13 protein-coding genes and 1 pseudogene are annotated in these 18880 nt (G+C 61.9%); 6 read left to right on the top strand and 8 right to left on the bottom strand.

Going from position 1 to position 18880, the window contains the following annotated elements:
• Window positions 1-30 precede the first annotated feature (30 nt).
• Window positions 31-816 carry a phenylalanine 4-monooxygenase gene (phhA, locus tag CXK96_RS18215; RefSeq protein ID WP_102837852.1) on the bottom strand — a complete coding sequence of 262 codons (786 nt, stop codon included), beginning with the start codon at window positions 814-816 and terminating at the stop codon, window positions 31-33.
• Window positions 817-1086: 270 nt separating this feature from the next.
• Here phhA and CXK96_RS18210 point away from each other — a divergent pair, with 270 nt between their 5' ends.
• Window positions 1087-2643, top strand: coding sequence for a sigma-54-dependent transcriptional regulator (locus tag CXK96_RS18210; RefSeq protein WP_102837851.1), 1557 nt, complete (start codon window positions 1087-1089; stop codon window positions 2641-2643).
• 212 nt (window positions 2644-2855) lie between these two features.
• Here CXK96_RS18210 and CXK96_RS18205 read toward each other — a convergent pair whose 3' ends face one another.
• From CXK96_RS18205 to CXK96_RS18195, 3 genes are all read right to left on the bottom strand, one after another.
• Entirely contained in the window at window positions 2856-7028 is a 4173-nt protein-coding gene (locus tag CXK96_RS18205; protein WP_102837850.1) for a CheR family methyltransferase, read from the bottom strand.
• Window positions 7029-7193: 165 nt separating this feature from the next.
• Window positions 7194-8570: an L-serine ammonia-lyase gene (locus CXK96_RS18200; RefSeq protein ID WP_102837849.1), complete on the bottom strand. Its 1377-nt coding sequence runs from the start codon at window positions 8568-8570 to the stop codon at window positions 7194-7196.
• A gap of 88 nt (window positions 8571-8658) precedes the next feature.
• Window positions 8659-9609, bottom strand: coding sequence for an NAD(P)/FAD-dependent oxidoreductase (locus tag CXK96_RS18195; protein WP_180981560.1), 951 nt, complete (start codon window positions 9607-9609; stop codon window positions 8659-8661).
• Window positions 9610-9971: 362 nt separating this feature from the next.
• Here CXK96_RS18195 and CXK96_RS18190 point away from each other — a divergent pair, with 362 nt between their 5' ends.
• On the top strand, window positions 9972-10970 hold the full coding sequence (locus tag CXK96_RS18190; RefSeq protein WP_219807543.1) for a TRAP transporter substrate-binding protein: 999 nt from the start codon (window positions 9972-9974) through the stop codon (window positions 10968-10970).
• Window positions 10971-11383: 413 nt separating this feature from the next.
• Entirely contained in the window at window positions 11384-13024 is a 1641-nt protein-coding gene (locus tag CXK96_RS18185) for a BCCT family transporter (protein ID WP_102837847.1), read from the top strand.
• 83 nt (window positions 13025-13107) lie between these two features.
• On the opposite strand, the gene CXK96_RS18180 is transcribed toward CXK96_RS18185, so the two are convergent.
• The 3 genes from CXK96_RS18180 to CXK96_RS18170 form a co-directional block, all read right to left on the bottom strand.
• Complete coding sequence (locus CXK96_RS18180) at window positions 13108-13824, bottom strand: 3'-5' exonuclease (protein ID WP_102837846.1); 717 nt, start codon at window positions 13822-13824, stop codon at window positions 13108-13110.
• Window positions 13821-15713 carry a DUF294 nucleotidyltransferase-like domain-containing protein gene (locus tag CXK96_RS18175; protein ID WP_102837845.1) on the bottom strand — a complete coding sequence of 631 codons (1893 nt, stop codon included), beginning with the start codon at window positions 15711-15713 and terminating at the stop codon, window positions 13821-13823. Before CXK96_RS18175 ends, CXK96_RS18180 begins: the two co-directional genes overlap by 4 nt.
• A 175-nt stretch (window positions 15714-15888) precedes the next feature.
• Window positions 15889-16290, bottom strand: a complete 402-nt coding sequence (locus CXK96_RS18170) for a DUF488 domain-containing protein (RefSeq protein ID WP_102837844.1) — start codon at window positions 16288-16290, stop codon at window positions 15889-15891.
• A gap of 192 nt (window positions 16291-16482) precedes the next feature.
• Here CXK96_RS18170 and CXK96_RS18165 point away from each other — a divergent pair, with 192 nt between their 5' ends.
• From CXK96_RS18165 to CXK96_RS18155, 3 genes are all read left to right on the top strand, one after another.
• Window positions 16483-16836 (top strand): hypothetical protein, encoded by a 354-nt coding sequence (locus CXK96_RS18165; protein ID WP_102837843.1) that lies wholly within the window; start codon window positions 16483-16485, stop codon window positions 16834-16836.
• A gap of 56 nt (window positions 16837-16892) precedes the next feature.
• Window positions 16893-17333 (top strand): CopD family copper resistance protein, encoded by a 441-nt coding sequence (locus CXK96_RS18160; RefSeq protein WP_102837842.1) that lies wholly within the window; start codon window positions 16893-16895, stop codon window positions 17331-17333.
• A gap of 170 nt (window positions 17334-17503) precedes the next feature.
• Window positions 17504-18757: an acyl-CoA dehydrogenase family protein gene (locus CXK96_RS18155; protein ID WP_102837841.1), complete on the top strand. Its 1254-nt coding sequence runs from the start codon at window positions 17504-17506 to the stop codon at window positions 18755-18757.
• Between the two features lie 15 nt (window positions 18758-18772).
• On the opposite strand, the pseudogene CXK96_RS21040 reads toward CXK96_RS18155, so the two are convergent.
• A pseudogene (locus tag CXK96_RS21040) lies at window positions 18773-18880 on the bottom strand (IS110 family transposase); the annotation flags it as partial.

The raw sequence follows: 18880 nt of genomic DNA, 5'->3' as shown, positions 1-18880 counted from the left end.
CGCGTGGAAAATGCTTTGCAGTTTTCCACCCTACGCCGCTTTTGGTGGAAACTTCGGCCGGTGCAGGCCCAGCTGCATGGCGTTGCGTACGTGCGCCATGATGTCTTCATGGGCCACATCGAACAGTCGCTTGAGCTCCGGCAAGACGAAGTACACCGGCTGCAGGATGTCGATGCGGTACGGCGTACGCATGGCTTCGACTACATCAAACACTTGGTGCTCGGGCTCGCCGGAAAGACTGTAGAGCGTTTCCTTCGGCGAGGAGAGGATGCCTCCGCCGTAGATACGTTGGCCAGCTGAAGTCTCCACCAGGCCGAACTCGATGGTCATCCAATACAGCCGCGCCAGGTAGACGCGCTCTTCCTTGGTCGCCTTGAGGCCGAGCTGGCCGTAGGTGTGAGTGAATTCGGCGAACCAGGGGTTGGTCAGCAGCGGGCAATGGCCAAAGATCTCGTGAAAGACGTCAGGCTCCTGCAGGTAATCCAGCTCTTGCGGGGTGCGGATGAAGGTGGCGACCGGAAAGCGCTTGCTGGCCAGCAGCTCGAAAAAGGTCTGAAAGGGTATCAGCGCCGGCACCCGGGCGACCTGCCAGCCGGTGGTCGCCTCCAGCACGCGGTTGATTTCGCCCAGTTGAGGGATGCGGTCATGGGGCAGTGCGAGCTGTTCGATGCCGTCCAGATACTCCTGGCAAGCGCGGCCATCGAGCAGTTTCAGCTGACGTTCAATCAGGGTTTGCCAAACCGCGTGTTCGCTGTCCGGATAGTGGATGTGGCCTTGCGCATCCGGTTCGCGGGCAACGTATTGAGTGGCTTTCATCTGACCTCCTGAGCGGGGCGGCCGCCTGAGTCTTTGTTGTTATGGAATGGCTCCATCTGAACGCGCTGCCACCGCTCTGGCGAGTCCATTAACGCAGTAAGAGGCACGAGGCGGCACTTGTGTTCGTAACGAAATGATTACAATCGGATGTATTGAGGCAAACATCCCCTTGCTCGCGGGCGCATCTGTCAAATAATCTTGACGAAAATCAACGGTGATCAGCAGAAAATCTGATCCCGCTTATAACAACAAGCCCAAAGGCACCCTTGCATGCGTATCAAGATTCATTGTCAGAACCGCATTGGCATCCTCCGTGACATGCTCGAACTGCTGGTCGACTACGGGATCAACGTGGCGCGCGGCGAAGTGGGGGGCGAGCACGGTAACGCCGTTTACCTGCATTGCCCCAACCTGATGAACCTGCAGCTACAGGCGCTGCGACCGAAGATCGAGGCGCTGCAAGGCGTGTTCGAGGTGCGCAAGGTCGGCCTGATGCCCAGCGAGCGGCACTCGCTGGAACTCAATGCGCTGCTCGGCGCGCTGGAGTTTCCAGTGCTCTCCATCGACATGGCCGGTGCCATCGTCGCCGCCAACCGTGCCGCGGCGCAGCTGCTCGGGGTTCGCGTGGATGAGGTGCCGGGCATGAGCCTGTCGCGCTACGCCGAGGATTTCGACCTGCCGGAGCTGGTGCGAGCGAACAAGGCACGCATCAACGGCCTGCGCGTCACCATCAAGGGCGATGTGTTTCTCGCCGACATCGCGCCGTTGCAGTCGGAGCACGATGACAATGAAGCCCTGGCAGGCGCCGTGCTCACGCTGCACCGTGCTGACCGCGTCGGTGAACGCATCTATAACGTGCGCAAGCAGGAACTGCGCGGCTTCGACAGTATTTTCCAGAGCTCCAAAGTGATGGCCGCCGTGGTCCGTGAAGCACGCCGCATGGCGCCGCTGGATGCGCCGTTGCTGATCGAAGGCGAAACCGGCACCGGCAAGGAGCTGCTGGCGCGCGCCTGTCACCTGTCCAGCCCGCGGGGGCAGTCGCCGTTCATGGCGCTCAATTGCGCCGGCCTGCCGGAATCCATGGCCGAGACCGAGCTGTTCGGCTACGGCCCTGGCGCCTTTGAAGGGGCACGCCCGGAAGGCAAACTCGGTCTGCTGGAGCTGACCACCGGCGGCACCCTGTTCCTCGACGGGGTTGGCGAAATGAGCACACGTTTGCAGGCCAAGCTCGTGCGCTTCCTGCAGGACGGCTGCTTTCGACGGGTGGGCAGTGATGAGGAGGTTTATCTCGACGTGCGGGTGATCTGCGCCACGCAACTGGATCTGTCCGAACTCTGTGCCAAGGGCGAGTTTCGCCAGGACCTGTATCACCGGCTCAACGTCCTCTCGCTGCACATTCCGCCGCTGCGCGAATGCGTGGATGGGCTGGAACCGCTGGTGCTGCATTTTCTCGATCAGGCCAGCCGGCAGATCGGCTGCGCCTTGCCGAGCCTGTCACCGAAGGCGCTGGAGCGGCTGGCCGGCTATCACTGGCCAGGTAACGTGCGGCAGCTGGAGAACACGCTGTTCCAGGCGGTTTCGCTGTGCGAGGGCGGGGTGATCAAACCCGAACACATTCGCCTGCCGGATTACGGTTCACCGCAACCGTTGGGTGACTTCTCGCTGGACGGCGATCTGGACAGCATTGTCGGCCGCTTCGAAAAGGCCGTGCTGCAGGAGTTGTATCAACGCCATCCGAGCAGCCGGCTGCTGGGCAAACGCCTTGGCGTTTCGCACACCACCGTGGCCAACAAGCTGCGGGGCTACGGGATTGGCAAGGAAGGCTGATCGCCGTTGCGGCGCAGCACCTGTCTGTAGGAGCCAGCTTGCTGGCGAAGCGGAGATCGGCCGAAGCATCGGCGCTGCGTCGTCGTCGCGGTTCGCGAGCAAGGACTCGGCGTCCCCCTCGCTCCTACGCAAAGCCACTCGTGCGCAGTTGACCCCCTGTGTGGTGCACGGGCTCACTGCTGTGAAGAGCAGCGAGCCGTCGCGCGCCCGGGCTAGTGCGCCGCCTGGGTCACCGCGTCGATCAGGGCTTGCAGGTCGATCGGTTTGCGCAGGTGCAGGGTAAAGCCGGCGGCCTTGGCCTTTTCCACGTCGCGCAGGGTGCCGTAACCGGTCAGGGCGATGCTGGGCGTGTCGGCATTGGTCGTGCCGCCGCGGATCGTGGTCATCATCTTGTGGCCGTCGATCTCCGGCATGCCGATGTCGGAGACGATCACATCGAACAGGCTTTGTTCAGCCAGCTCGATACCCTGCGCGCCGCCGTCGGCTGTGGTGACTTTGGCGCCTTCGCTTTCCAGCAGTTCGCACAGGGTTTCGAGAATATCCGCCGAGTCATCGACCAGCAGAATACGGATGCCCGCCAGGCTACCGATCTCAGCATCGTTGCCCAGTTCGCTGAGCTCCAGTTCGGCTTGCAGGTGCACCGGCAGCCAGACACTGAACCGTGTACCTCGGCCGAGGCCTTCGGAGAAGGCTTCGATACGGCCGCCGTGCGCTTCCACCAGCTGTTTGACCAGCGCCAGGCCGATCCCCAGGCCATGTTTGGAGCGCTGCGAATGTTGCATTTCCGCCTGGCCGAACATGTCGAAGACCTTTGGCAGGAAGTCTGCGGAGATGCCTTCGCCAGTGTCGATCACGTCGAGGCGCGCCAGGTTGCCATCGCGCTCCAGTTGCATGCAGATGCGTTCGCCGCCCTTGGTGAACTTCCAGGCATTGTTCAGCAGGTTCCAGATGATCTGGTCCAGGCGCGTCGGATCGGCGTGGACGTAGATCGGCTGGCTGGGCTTCAACACCTCGAAGGTGACGCTTTCCGCCTGTGCCAGCGGGGCGAATACCGCTTCGATGCCGTGCAGCACGTTTTGGTAAAGCAGGGTTGAGAATTGCAGCTTGAGCTTTCCGGTGCGGATGCGCGACACGTCCATCAGGTCATCGATGATCCGCGATTGACTGCGCACCGCATTCTGGATCGACTGGGTCGCCTTGCGCAGGCTCGGGGAGTTCCTGGCGGCCTGGGAGCGGGCCAGCAGGTCGGTGTTGAGTTGAATCAGATTCAGCGGGTGTTTGAGTTCATGTGAGAGCACCGCGAAGAACTGGTCCTTCTGCAGATTGGCGGCCTGGATGCTTTCCAGTTCGCTCTGCTGATTGGCGTTCTGCTGTCGCTCTTCGGTGAGGTCGCGGGCGATCTTGGCGAAGCCGGTCACGGTGCCATCGTTATCCACCAACGGGTTGACCAGGCCGCTGAAGAAGCACTGCGAACCATCCCGGCGTAGGTGCCAGCGCTCATCGGAGGCCTGCCCCTGCTTCAGGGCTCGCTCGCGTTCGGCTTCCGGCACACCAGCCTTGCGGTCCGTCTCGGTATACAGCATGTCGACGGTCTGGCCGATTGCTTCCATTTCCGTATAGCCAAAGATGGCTTCCGCGCCGCGATTCCAGGTGGTGATAACACCTTCGCAATCCAGCGTGATGATGGCGTAACCCTTTGTGCTTTGTGCCAGTTGCCGCATGTGTGCTTCGCCGGCCTCGAGTTGCGCTTCGGCGCGGCGCCTGTCGGTGATGTCGATAAAGGTCAGCACGGCGCCCTGGATGCGATCGTCCAGGGTGCGGTAGGGCAGGAAGCGCGCCAGATACCAGCGGTCGTTATTGCGGTTGTGGACCTCGCGCTCGACCAGGTGCAGCTCATCGAATGCCTCGGCAGCGTCCTGGTGAAGCAGCGGATAATCGAGGCGATGGGTGATATCCAACAGTGACCGGCCGGCGTCATTACCAATCACGTTGAAGATGTCGCGCGCCCGCGGGGTGAACCACTTGATGCGCATCTTGGGATCCACGAAGACCGTGGCGATGTCGGTCGAGGAGATCAGGTTTTGCAGGTCATCGTTGATCTTGCTGGTTTCGTCGACCTTGGTCTTCAGTTCGAAGTTGACCGTAGTGAGCTCTTCGTTGATCGACTGCAGCTCTTCCTTGCTGGTCTCCAGCTCTTCGGTGGCCGAACGCAATTCTTCGTTGATGGCTTGCAGCTCTTCATTGGAAGCGCGCAGCTCTTCGGTGGAGGTCTCCGAATGCTCCATGGTGATCTGCAGCTGTTCTTTGGTCTGCTGCAGCTCGGCCTCGAGCTGGGTCAGGACGCTGTCCTTGGTATCGGGGTGCTCCAGCGTGCTGCTGTCCATGCAGGCTTCGACCTCGTCGAACAGCACTAGCATGTACTCGCTGCCGGCCTCGTTATCGCGGAACGGCCGCACCACCATGTTCACGTAGAAGTTGCGACCGTCACGCTCCAGCCGAACGCGCCGCGCCTCGACGCTCTTGCCGGTATGGGTGGCCTGGTACAGCGCCGTGCGCAATTCGAGGCGCAGCTGCGGATGAATCAGCGTGGTCAGGTTCAGTGAAGGCTCGCCGCCGACATAGCGCAGGAAGGTTCCCGCCTTGTCGGACATGTGCACGATCTCGCCTTCGTGATTGACGATCACACTGGGCGGTGCATATTGCTCGAGGGCACGCTGGTGCACCTCGGAGAAGGAGAACTTCTTATTGCGCCTGTAGGGCTCGCTGAGCGGCGGGCGAGGCGCAGTGCTGACGGCAAAGCCCTGAAACGGCGCCGCTGGCGCGCGACGCAGGGAAGAGCCCACGTCCTTGGCGCGATAGATACGGTTCTTCTTGTCCACCGGCGTGAACAGCTGGCTGCAGGCGTCGGCGGTTTCCGAGCTGCCGAGGAACAGGTAGCCGCCGGGGTTGAGCGCGAAGTGAAACATGCGCAGCACTTCGACCTGGATGTCCCTGTCCAGGTAGATCATCAGGTTGCGGCAGGAGATCAGGTCCAGCCGCGAGAAGGGCGGGTCACGCAGGATATTGTGGCGGGCAAACAGAATCCGCTCGCGCAGCTCCTTCTGCATGCGGAAATGGTTCTGTTCCTTGACGAAATACTGTCGGAGCCTGGCGGGCGCTACGTCGGTGACGATGGCTTCCGGGTAGATGCCGGCGCGAGCGGTTTCCAAGGCGCGGTCATCGATGTCAGTGGCAAATACCTGCAGCTGAATATCGCCGCGTACACCGCTGACCTCAGCTTGGTCGGCCAGCAGCATGCCCAGTGAGTAAGCTTCTTCCCCGGTTGAGCATGCCGCCGACCAGACGCGCAGAGACTTTTCCTCAGAGTTCTGCTTCTGTTCGAACAACGCTGGGATGATGTCGCGCTCCAGTGCCTCGAACGCCTCGCGGTCACGGAAGAAGTTGGTCACCCCGATCAGCATGTCGGCCAGCAGCGCCGGGGTTTCTTCCGGGTGGCTTTGCAGATGGCGGGCATAGCTCGGCATGTCGCGCAAGGCGTTGACCTGCATGCGCCGCTCGATACGGCGCAACACCGTGGCTTGTTTGTAGTGTCGGAAGTCGTGGCCGGTGCGGGCCCGCAGGGCCGCTAGAATCTCGCGCAGCGCCAGTTCGTTGGGCTTGGATTGCGTGAGCGCCTGGGCGTATTCCAGCTCGCCATCAGCAGCGTCCTGCTGCTCTATTTCACTCAGTGCTGGCAGCGGATCCTTCCGAGCGAGTAAGGCCTGAAGGTTCTGCGACAGCTCGATCAGTCGCTGCGGCATCTCGGCCACGGGAAGTACGATGTCGACCATGCCGGTCTCGATGGCGCTGCTGGGCATGGATTCGTATTCGGCATCTTCCGGCGCCTGCGCCAGAGTCACGCCACCTTGTTCCTTGATGCGCGACAGGCCCACCGAGCCATCGGCGCCGCTGCCAGAGAGAACAATGCCTACCGCATGGCTGTGATGGACGTCTGCCAGCGCGCGGAAGAACAGGTCGATGGCCACCTGCGGGCCGCGCTCGCGCTCCGGTTGCTGCAGGCGCAGATAGCCGTCATTCATCGACAGGTCCAGCGCCGGCGGGATCACGTAGATACGGTTGCGCTCGATGGCTACGGACTGGGTGACCTGTAGCACCGGCATCTTGGTGACGTTCTGAATGATCTTGTCGATATTGCTCTCATGCTTGGGTGACAGGTGCATGATCACCACGAATGCCATGCCGCAGTCGTTCGGCATGTGCTCGAAGAAGGTCATCAGGGCCTGAATGCCACCCGCCGAGGCGCCGATGCCGACCACAGGAAACTCAAGTGTGCTTCGGGTCAATGGCATGTTCTTGGGCGTGGACGGCTCAGGGCTGGTACTCATCGTTTTCCTCGGCGTTTATGCGAATGTTCCCGGTCGTCATAGTGGGAGACAGCGAGCCGGGTGAGGAGATTCATCCGTCAGACATGGCGCCGCCAAACGGATGATAGGGCTTTGTGATGTCGATTGCTGCTTGCGCGGAGCCAGAGTTTCGCGGCGGCGGGTGTTTCAGCACTCGATGATGTTCACCGCCAGCCCGCCGCGAGCGGTTTCCTTGTATTTGCTTTTCATGTCGGCGCCGGTCTGGCGCATGGTGCGGATCACCTTGTCCAGCGAGATGAAGTGTTTGCCGTTGCCACGCAAGGCCATGCGTGCCGCGTTGATCGCCTTGACCGCGCCCATGGCGTTGCGCTCGATGCAGGGCACCTGAACCAACCCGCCGACCGGGTCGCAGGTGAGCCCGAGGTTGTGCTCCATGCCAATCTCGGCCGCATTCTCGACTTGCTGTGGCGTACCCCCCAGCACTTCGCACAGGGCGCCGGCCGCCATGGAGCAGGCCACGCCCACTTCCCCCTGGCAGCCGACTTCGGCACCAGAGATCGAGGCGTTTTCCTTGTAGAGGATGCCGATGGCCGCCGCGGTCAGAAGAAAATGCACCACGCCGTCTTCGTTGGCGCCTCGGATGAAGCGCATGTAGTAGTGCAGCAGGGCAGGCACTATCCCGGCCGCACCGTTGGTGGGCGCCGTCACCACACGGCCGCCCGCGGCGTTTTCCTCGTTGACGGCCAACGCGTAGAGGTCGACCCAGTCGAGTACGCTGAGCGCGTCACGCAGGTTGGCTTCGGGGTGCTCGCTGAGCTGACGGTAGAGGCCGGCGGCGCGGCGCTCGACTTTCAACCCGCCGGGCATGACCCCTTCGGTGTTGCACCCGGCCTTTACGCAAGCCTGCATCACGTGCCAGATCTTCAGTAGCCCCGCCCGTGTTTCGGCTTCCGGACGCCAGGCGGCCTCGTTGGCCAGCATCAGCTCGCTGATGGATAAGCCATGCTCGTCGCATAACGCGAGCAGCTCGTCTGCGCTGTGGAAGGGGAAGGGCAGGGGTGTGGTGTCCTCGACAATGCGGTCATCGCCCGCAGCCTGCTCATCGACAACAAAGCCGCCGCCGACCGAATAGTATTCGCGGCTGCGCAACTGCAGCCCGGCGGCGTCGAACGCGCGAAAGATCATGCCGTTGGGGTGGAATGCCAATGGCTTGCGGATGAATTGCAGGTCATTGCCGGTCTCGAAGCGAATGAGTTTTTCGCCTAGCAGGCGCAGCTCGTGGGATTCGCGCATCGCTGCCATGCGAGGGGAGATGGCGTCGGTATCGACGTCCTCGGGCCGCTCGCCTTCAAGGCCCAGTAAAACGGCCTTGTCACTGCCATGGCCCTTGCCGGTGGCACCGAGCGAGCCGTACAACTCGACCTTCAGGTGTTCGGTGACGGCCAACAGGTCGTCACGCTTGAGCCCCTCGGCAAACCGTAGCGCGGCGCGCATCGGCCCCACCGTATGCGAGCTGGACGGGCCGATACCGATCTTGAACAGGTCGAATACGCTGAGTGACATGAAAGGCTCCGAAGCGAACAGGCTTGTATTCAGCCTAGACCGTCGCTGCCATCGGGCTGGTGCAAAAGTCGCCGTTGCGCTCGCTTTTTCAACGAGTCGCCTCGGTGCCGCCCCAAGGGTTGGCTTCGAGGCTGTTGTGCACGGCCGTCGCCGCCTGCGCCGCCTGGCCGATGGCAACACTCATCTGCTTCAGGCCCATGGTTACATCGCCGATGGCATAAAGGCCGCGCATGGTGGTTTGCAGGTGGTCGTCCACCCAGATGCCGCCGCACTCGTCACAGTCGACGCCCAGCTGCAGCGCCAGGTCGGAGCGAAACCGCGCGCCCAGGCTGGGGTAGATGATGTCGAAATGGTGCCGTTCGCCACTGCAGGTCAGCAGTTCGATCCCGGTCTCGCAGAGGTGTAGTGACTCGACGCGGTCGCTGATCACGCGGATATCGTAGTGCTCGGCCAGCGCGATGGCCTGGTCGCAGGCATTGGGCTCGCCATGCACCACCACCGTGACGCGATCGGTGAAGGTACGCAGGAATACCGCATGGCTGATGGCATTTTCTGCTTCGCCGTAGACCGCGACATTGTCACCGTCGACCTCATAACCATCGCAGATCGCACACAGCCGCACCTTGCCCTCACCGATGGCCTGCTCGACATCCGGCATGTCCGGCAGGGTGTCCTCGATCCCGGTGGCGAGGATGATCCGCCGCGTCACGCAGGTGGCATCGCCATAGCGCACGCTGAAGCCATCGGCATGTGGCTCGATGCGCTCGACCCGGCCGTGCTCGAGGCGCGCGCCATAGCCCCTGGCCTGTTCACGCAGGCGGGCGAGCAGGTCATTGCCGTTGATGCCCGGCGGGAAGCCTGGGTAGTTATGCGATCGCGGTATCCATGAGGCACGGCTGGAGCCGGCATCGATGACCACGCAACTGCGGCGGAAGCGCGCGAGATAGAGCGCCGCCGTCAGTCCGCCCGGCCCTCCACCGACTATCAGGCAGTCGATCACGGCGGGGTTTTGCGAGGAGGGGGTCGAAAGTTCGTTCATGGCTGATCGGATGGCTAAGGGTGTTGCCTGTAGAAAGGGGCAGCGGATCGAAAGTTCGGCCGTTCCGATGAGTGAGATGTGCTGTTTTGAGAGCTGGTTGGACTTTCTGGTGCTTGTGCCATCAAGGGTGATGGCCAAGACTTTCCGCCTCGGTTGGCACAGTCGTTCCGCACCCGGTTCGACGTCACCCGCATTCCAATAAAGGGCAGGCGCCGACCGCCGCAGTCGAGATGATCTGGCTAACTCAAACCAAAGAATGGACCGACCACGCCACGGTGTGAGTCAGGTCCCGTCGTTATTCGATAAACCGCTCGAACGGTGCTCACAAGGCGTCGATGCGGGCTATTCCCGTTGGGGGTCAGATGTTCAAGTCTTGTGTTGCTGCGTTGGTCGCGGTCCTGTGTGGGTTGAGTGCCTCGGTCATGGCGGCCGATGGGGAGCCTTTCGTTATCAAGTTCGCCCACGTGGTGGCGGACGACACGCCCAAGGGCAAGGGCGCCTTGCTGTTCCAGAAGCTGGTACACGAGCGTCTGGCGGGCAAGGTCAAGGTCGAGGTGTACCCGAACTCGACACTGGTCGGCGATGCCGAGGAGATGCAGGCGCTGCTGAACAATGAGGTGCAGATCCTCGCACCGTCCCTGTCGAAGTTTGGCAAGTACACGAAGAAGCTGCAGGTGTTCGACCTGCCGTTTCTGTTCGACGACGAGGCCGCCGTCCAGCGTTTCCAGTCGCGTGAGACGAGCCGTGATCTGCTGCGCTCCATGGCCGACTCAGGGATCTATGGCCTGGCCTACTGGAACAACGGTCTGAAGCAGCTCTCTGCCACGCAGGCGCTGCGACTGCCGGGCGACGCCGCTGGCCTGGCGTTTCGCATACAGCCCTCGGCGGTACTGGAAGCGCAGTTCAATGCGGTCGGGGCCAAGCCGGTGGTGCTGCCGTTTGCCGAGGTCTACAAGTCGCTGCAGGCCGGTGTGGTCCAGGGCGCGGAGAACCCCTGGTCGAACATCGCCAGCCAGAACATGCACAAGGTTCAGCCGTTCATCACCGAGAGCAATCACGGGGTGCTCAACTATATGCTGGTGACCAGCTCGAAGTTCTGGATGAGCATGCCCTTTGCAGTACGCTCCGAGCTCGAAGGCATCATCCTCGAGGTCACCCAGGCGGTGAATAAGGAGGCCGCCGCGCTGAACCAGCGCGACCGCGACCGAATCCTCGCCAGCGGCAGCAGCAGGCTGATCGCCTTGACGCCCGAGCAGCGCCAAGCCTGGCGTGAAAAGATGATGCCGGTCTGGCAGGCCTACGAAAGCGAGATCGGCGCCGATGTGATCCGCGCCGCATTGACGGTCAATCGCAAGCGCTGATCCTCAGCCACTCGGCTCGCCGACATCCAGAGTCGGCGAGCGCTTGTCACTCCTTCACCTGGCCTCGTTCCATCCCGCACTGTTATTACCGCTGGCGCGACGGCCTTCCTGACGAAACGGTATTGCTTCCAGCCCTTCGGCAGCCGGGCTGCCTGCCACGCAGGCGTGCTGTCAGGGCAGTTGCCAGTCGATTGGACTTCGACCTGGCGTTACCTTAACCGCCAGGCAACGGCAAGGCTTGCCTCCGACGGATGACGGTTATGGAATCGTCGATGCCGGTCTTGGCCGCTTAACGCCACCCTTCGGCTGTTAGCATTCTTGCGAAGCGCGTACCTGAGCTCGTGTGCAGCAGAGGGGCGTGCCGTCTTTGTGCTTGTTTCCGATGTGCCAACCCAGAATAAGGAGAACAGCAGGTGGCGACCAATCCTGGAAAGACCCCGGCAACGTCCGTGGAGAGCATTCCCGCACCGACCGGGGCGGCCAACCTGATCGATACCGACTACGTCATCGGTCAGGACAATATCAAACGCAAGTTTTTCGATGTCCACAGCAAGGTTTTCAGTATCTCCGCAGTGACGATCGTTTTCTTTGTGATCGTTACCCTTGCCCTGCGCAGCGAAGTCGAGCCGGTGTTTACCGCCATGCGCGACTGGCTGACTGGCAATCTGGCGTGGTTCTTCATCGGGTCGGCGAACATTTTCGTGCTGTTGTGCGTGGGGCTCATCCTCTCACCGCTGGGTAAAGTTCGCCTGGGCGGCACGGATGCGAAGCCGGACTATTCCTATATCGGGTGGTTCTCCATGTTGTTCGCCGCCGGCATGGGCATCGGTCTGATGTTCTACGGCGTTTCCGAACCCATGTCGCATTTCTCCACGGCTATGGGCGGCACCACTGTAGAGAACGGCGTACGTACCGACTGGGCACCGCTGGGCGCCGCTGCTGGCGATGCACAGGCTGCGGCTAGCCTGAGTATGGCTGCCACCATCTTCCACTGGGGCCTGCACCCTTGGGCGATCTACGCCGTCGTCGCGTTGGCTCTGGCGCTGTTCTCGTTCAACAAAGGTTTGCCGCTGAGCATTCGCTCGATCTTTTACCCGCTGCTTGGTGAGCGGGTCTGGGGCTGGCCGGGTCATTTAATCGACATTCTTGCGGTATTTGCCACCCTGTTTGGCCTTGCTACATCATTGGGCATTGGGGCTCAGCAAGCGGCGGCCGGCCTCGAATCTCTGTTCGGTATGCCCAATACAGATACCAGCAAGGTGCTGCTGGTCGCGGGTATCACTGCCCTCGCGCTGATGTCTGTGCTGGCGGGACTGGACAAGGGGGTCAAGCGCCTGTCGGAATTCAACATGGTGCTGGCGCTGCTGCTGCTGCTGTTCATCATCATCGTCGGCCCGACCTTGGCGATCTTCACCGGCTTCTTCAGCAACCTTGGTAGTTATCTGGTCAACCTGCCGGCGCTATCCAATCCGATAGGCCGTGCTGACGCCAACTTCAGCCAAGGCTGGACTGCGTTCTACTGGGCTTGGTGGATCAGCTGGTCGCCGTTCGTTGGTATGTTCATCGCCCGGGTCAGCCGTGGCCGCTCGGTACGTGAATTCCTGATCGCCGTCCTGCTGGTGCCATCGCTGGTATCGGTACTGTGGATGACCTCGTTCGGTGGCACCGCGTTGGGTCAGTTTGTTAACGAGGGCTTTACCGGCGTCCAGGATGCAGCGCTTGAGCTGAAACTGTTCGTCATGCTCGGGCAATTGCCGCTGGCGGAAATCAGCTCCTTTGTCGGTATTGTGCTGGTGGTGGTGTTCTTCATCACCTCGTCTGACTCGGGGTCGTTGGTGATCGATACCATCACAGCGGGTGGCAAGATTAACGCGCCGGTACCGCAGCGGGCATTCTGGGCTGTGTTGCAGGGTGGAGTGGCTGCTTCACTGTTGCTCGGCGGCGGTCTGGTCGCCTTGCAGGCCATGGCGGTGTCCACCGGCCTGCCATTCACCGTCGTTCTGCTGGTTGGCTGCGTGTCCATCGTCAAGGGACTGATGAGCGAGCCTCGGTAGTGGCTTAGGCCTTATGTCCAGGCGGCCCGGCCGCCTGGCAGGCGATCCGAAAAGGCGCGACCGTTAGTAGCGGTCGCGCCTTTTCAATTCCATAGATCGCCTACCGCAGTGGTCGGTGGGTAATGAAGGGCCGACTGCGCCTGCAACAGCTCGGCGGTAGCCAGGGCATCGGTCAGGGCATGGTGGGCCTGGTACAGCGGCAGGTTATAGCGCAGGCGGCTGTCGGCCAGGCGGATCGATACGGGCCGCTTGGTGCTGAGCACTCGGCGCAGCCAGCCACGTCGGCGCGGGTGCAGTCGTGCTTCCAGCTGCATCGTATCGATCACCGGAAACTGCAGGCCTTCGCCAAGGAGGTGGTGTACGGCCTGGTCGAGAAAGCGCCGCTCGATGCTGCGGTAATGCACCACCATGATCCTGCCAGCCATTTTCTCCAGCAGTTCGTCGAGCACGTGGGCCAGCCTCGGTGCGTTGCTGACATCCGAGTGCGTGATGTGATGAAAGGTGATCGATTGACTGCTCAGTTCGCATACCGGCTTGACGACCCAATAGCTGGCCTCGCGGCAGCGGATCCGCTGCAGGTCGAAGGGCATCAGGCCAAGGCTGACGATGGAGTCGCGCTGGCTGTCCAGGCCGGTGGTCTCGACGTCCAGGGCGAGCAAGGGCACCTGCTCCAGTGGCGTGTCGGCACTGACCGTACCGGCCTCGTAGAAACGGACCAGGCGCGGGTCGCGGGCCGTGCGCGCGAGCTGGGCAAACACGGCTGGCCAGTCGGGGGCCGTACGAGATCCGCTACGCTTCATAGCGGCCGGCTTGGAAGTTGGCCCGGATAGCGGAAGCGCAAAAACTGCTGCGCATTGCTGAGCACCTGGAAGGCCGACTTGAGGTTGTGTCGTTCGTTGGCGTCAATCTGTTCCGGCTCGATGTAGTTATCCGGCTCGCGTCCCTCCAGCAAGTCCATGGCCTGATGACGGATGCGCACGATGGAGAGGAATTCCAGGGCATTGCGCAGCTGGGTGATGGCGTCTTCGGTCAACAGCTTGGTGGCCGCAATGGCCTCCAGACGGTCCTGGGAATTCTGCGCTTTGGAACCGACCGCCAGAGCATGCACCCGGATCAGGTCGGTCAGCGGCGCGGTGCCGCGCCCCTTGAGGTTGATGATGTTGTTCTGCTGGCCGTCTTTTTCCATCACGAAGGTGCGGAAGAACCCTAGCGGTGGCGTGCGGTTGAGCGCGTTGCGTGCAAGGGCGGCGAGAAACAGCGGGTTGCTGCTGGCCTTTTGCGCGATCAGATCCTTGAGGCTTTCCACGAGTCCGGCCTCTCCGTAGACGCTGCTGAGGTCGAAGAAGATCGAGCTGTTGAGCAGCGTTTCGGGATTGGGCTGCTCGATCCACTGGGTGAAGTAGCCCCTCCAGACCCGCAGGGGTTGGCGCCACTTGGCGTTGCTCCCCATGATGCCGCCCTTGCAGTAGCTGTAGCCGCAGGCGGCCAGGCCGTCGCTGACGAAGCTCGCCAGCTGCAGGAAATACTCGTCATGGATGCGTGGATCGAAACGGTTGTCGAGGACCAAGGCGTTGTCTTGGTCGGTGACGATCAGTTGCTCATCGCGCGCCATCGACCCCAACACCATGTAGCAGTAGGGCACCGGTGGCGGTCCGAGCCGCTGTTCGGCCAGCTCCAGCAGGCGATGGGTAAGGCTGCGACCGATGCCTGACATGGCGCTGCCGATCATGTGTGCCGTGGCTTCTTCGTTGACCATGCGCAGGAAGGTGGCGCGCAGGTCCGGCACCAGGCCCTGCAGCTCGGCGACCGACTGTTTGTTGAAGATGCTGTTGACCAGATACAGGCTGCTTTGCGATTCGTATTTGATGATGTCCGACAGGTTGATCACCCCGACCGGGCGCTGGCGATACATCACCGGCAGGTGATGGATGTTGTTGCGCAGCATGCTGAGCATGGCCTCGAACACCGAGTCGTCGGCCTGGATGGTGATCGGGTTGGGTGACATCACCTGATCGACCGGCGTATCCAGCGGCAGTCCTTCGGCCAGCACCCGCGTGCGCAGGTCGCGGTCGGTGGTGATGCCGGTCATGACCTGGAGGCTGGACGCCTCGGCGGCGTTCGCCGACGGGCCGAGAATCACCAGCGAGGACACGCCATGCTCGGTCATCACCTGCGCGGCCTCTTGCACGCTGGTGCCCAGCGGCACGCTGACGGTGCGCCGGGTGACCAGCTTGCGGACTTTGATCTTCATCAGCTCGCTCGCCTTGCCCTGCGGCTCTTCCACCTTCAGGCGCGACTGGCCTTCGGCTTCGACAAAGTCGGCGAAAGGGTCATTGGCCTCACACAGCTGCTCGAACAACAGGCCGGGAACGAAGTAGATCAGGCTGTCTTCGATCGCCCGTGCCGGCAGACGCACCTTGTGACCGCGCAACAGGCCGAACTGACCGAACACTTCGCCTTCGGACAGGCGGTTGTACAGTTCGCCGTTGCGCCGGTAGACCTCCACGGCACCGCTGCGGATGTAATGCAGCTCCGAGATCGTCTCGCCGTAGCGAAGAATGTCGCTGCCGGCCTTGAAATAGCCGACCTCGACCTGTCGTGCGATTTCGTCGAGCGTGTCGTCCGGCAGACCGTCGAAGGGGGCGAAGCGACTCAGATGGTCGCGTATTTCGAGCAACTCGACCTGCATGCGGGGGCTCCTGGCGGCACGCTGTTGATGCATTGAACCACATAGCCGTAGCGACCAGCGTCAGTGAGCACGGGCGCGGGTCGCAGGCAGGCAGTCGCATGTCGTTCGTTGCGTGTATCGCTGCGCTGCCCACGCCCCGGGGCGCCCGATGACGGCGCGACAGACTTTCGGGCAATCAGGCCATCGGCTCGCCGGCATAGCACGTGGGCAATGTGGGCGCGCCACGTCGCTCCAACTCATCTTCCAGCCACTCGGCGAGCACCTGCGCGTTGTTGTGCTGTTCATCGCGCGCGGCGTAGACCAGCGTCAGTGGACCTCTGGCTGCGATGTCCAACAGCGGCCACCAGTGCTCCGGGTGGCTCGCCAGTTCCCGCCGGTACGCTTCCCGAAAACTCTCGAACGTCAGTTCGCCAGCCTTGAAGGCGCGTCTCAGTTCGTTCGAGGGCGCCAGCGTCTTGCTCCAGTCATCCAGCGCCAGCGTTTCCTTGCGCCGGTTGCGTGGCCATAGGCGATCGACCAGCACCCGATGGCCGTCATCAGGTGCAGGCGGCTCATAGGCGCGTTTGCAGTGGATCACTCGGTCGGCCTCCTTGATAAGGAGTATCTGAGTATGTGGTGAAAAGTACCTAGCGTAATGGTCGTTTATACCTATAAAGACGGGGTAAAAAATACATACACATAGTTAAGTAATTGAATTCTAATGATTTTAAAAGCGGCACGCTTCATGACTGTGTACAGGGGAACGACACAACACATCACGGAGCATTGCATGAAGAATCTAGTCGCTTTGGTTACCTGCGCAACCCTGCTGGTCAGCTCGCTGGCTGGCGCCGATGAAGTGGTGTCGGCGCGTGAGGATCGCATCGTCGGTGGTGGTTTCGGTGGGCTCAGCGGATTCATGCTGGGAGCAGCTGCTGGCGGACCCATCGGTGCGCTGATCGGTGGTGGCCTGGGCTACCTGGCCGGGCAGGGTGTACAGGAGGCGGCCGGGCTGGAGCAAACCCTTTATGTGATCGAGAAGGACGATGGCAGTCGGACGCGGCTGCGGACGTCGAACAATGACCTGCTCGCCGGACAGCAGGTTCAACGCGAGGGCGGCGACCTGACGGCACTGAATCGCTAGCCTGTTCTGCCAGTGGCTTTGCTAGGCTGGCCGGCATCACAACCGAAGGAGCCGTGATGAGCTATTCCCTGCTGCATGTCATTCATCTGCTGGCGGCCATTTTCTTCATCGGCACCTTGTTCGTCGAGGTCGCGGTGCTCAGCCGCGTGCGGCAGCAGATCGAGCCGGAGCTGATGCAGAGGGTCGACAAGGCGGTCGGCGCACGTCTACGGGTGGTGCTGCACTGGGTCGTGCTGTTTGTCTACGGCGCCGGTATCGGTCTGGCCTGGTATCACCGCCAGGTGTTGGCCGACCCCTTCGCCAGCAGCTTCGCGACCTTGCTGTCGCTGAAGATCCTGCTGGCGGTGGGTGTCTTTTTCACCTTTGGCATGGTCGCCATGCTATTGCGCAGCGGGCGCATGACGCCGGCTCGATATCGGCGCATCCACTGGGCGATCTTCGCGCAGATGGTGGGCATCGTGCTGCTGGCCAAAGGGATGTTCTACCTGCACTGGTAAGCGTGGCCCTAGTGCATCGGCGCCTGGCAGACGATGACCTCGGTCAATGCCGCCGCGCTATCAGCCGGCGTGATTGGCGGCTGATTCAGCCGCTTTAGACTCGTTCTTTTTCCTACTAACCGCGCCTATGGTGATTGCATTCCTGACCCGTCAGACCGCCGAGGTATCCGATGCATTTCGCCTACAGCCCACGTGTCGAAGCGCTGCGTCAGCAGCTTCTCGCGTTCATGGATCAATACATCGTGCCGCGTATCGGCGCCTGGCATATGGAGGTCGCGGCCGGCGCTTACCCCGTCTCCTTCATGGAGGATCTCAAGGCGCTGGCGCGCTCGGAAGGGCTGTGGAACCTGTTCCTGCCATCGCTCGGCGAGGATGAGCCGGGCATGGGACTGAGCAATCTGGAGTACGCGCCGCTGGCCGAGATCATGGGGCGCGTGCATTGGGCGTCGGAGGTGTTCAACTGCAATGCGCCGGACACCGGAAATATGGAGCTGCTGCACATGTTCGCCACGCCGGAGCAGCGCCAGCGCTGGTTGAATCCCTTGCTTGACGGCGAGATCCGCTCCGCCTTCGCCATGACCGAACCGGACGTGCCGTCCTCCGATGCCACCAATATCCAGACGCTGATCCGTCGTGATGGCGACGACTACGTGATCAATGGACGCAAGTGGTTCATCACCAACGCCTCGCATCCCAACTGCAAGCTGCTGATCGTCATGGGCAAGACCGACCCGGACGCGGAGACCCATCAGCAGCAGAGCATGATTCTGGTGCCGTTCAACACGCCGGGCGTCGAGCTGGTGCGCAACATCCCAGTGATGAACCACCTCGCGCCGGAAGGCCACAGCGAACTTGTCCTGCGTAACGTGCGAGTGCCGGCGAGCAATCTGCTGGGCAAGGAGGGCGACGGTTTCATGATGGCGCAGGCGCGGCTCGGGCCGGGCCGTATTCACCATTGCATGCGATCCATCGGCATGGCGGAGCTGGCGCTGGAACTGATGGTCGAACGCTGTCAGGAGCGCAAGGCGTTTGGCAAGTATCTGCAGCAGTACTCGAACATCGGCGACTGGATCGCCGAGTCGCGCATCGAGATCGAACAGGCGCGTCTGCTGGTGCTGAAAACCGCGTGGATGATCGACGAGGTCGGCGCCAAGGCGGCGCGCAAGGAAATCTCAATGATCAAGGCACTGGTGCCGAGAATGCTGACCAACGTTACCGACCGCGCCATGCAGGTCTATGGCGCGATGGGCCTGACGCCGGACACGCCGCTGGCGGACATGTGGACCGGCGGGCGGGCCTTGCGCTTCGCTGACGGTCCAGATCAGGTGCATCTGCGCAGCATCGCCAAGATGGAATTCAAGGCCAGCGAGGCCAATCGTGGCGCAACGGCGGCTTACCTGACACCGCCTGGTCGCAATGCGTAGATACCGTCTTCCCCATTACCGAGCAAGGGCCAGTTGAGGGTCGAAACGCTGGCCCGATTTAAGTACCCCATAGGCGATGTGCAGCAGCTTGCGCATCGCTGCACAGACGATTTGTTTTCCGGA

Source organism: Stutzerimonas stutzeri (genome assembly GCF_002890895.1).
Lineage (GTDB): Bacteria > Pseudomonadota > Gammaproteobacteria > Pseudomonadales > Pseudomonadaceae > Stutzerimonas > Stutzerimonas stutzeri_AB.
This window is presented reverse-complemented; position numbering and strand designations above follow the sequence as displayed.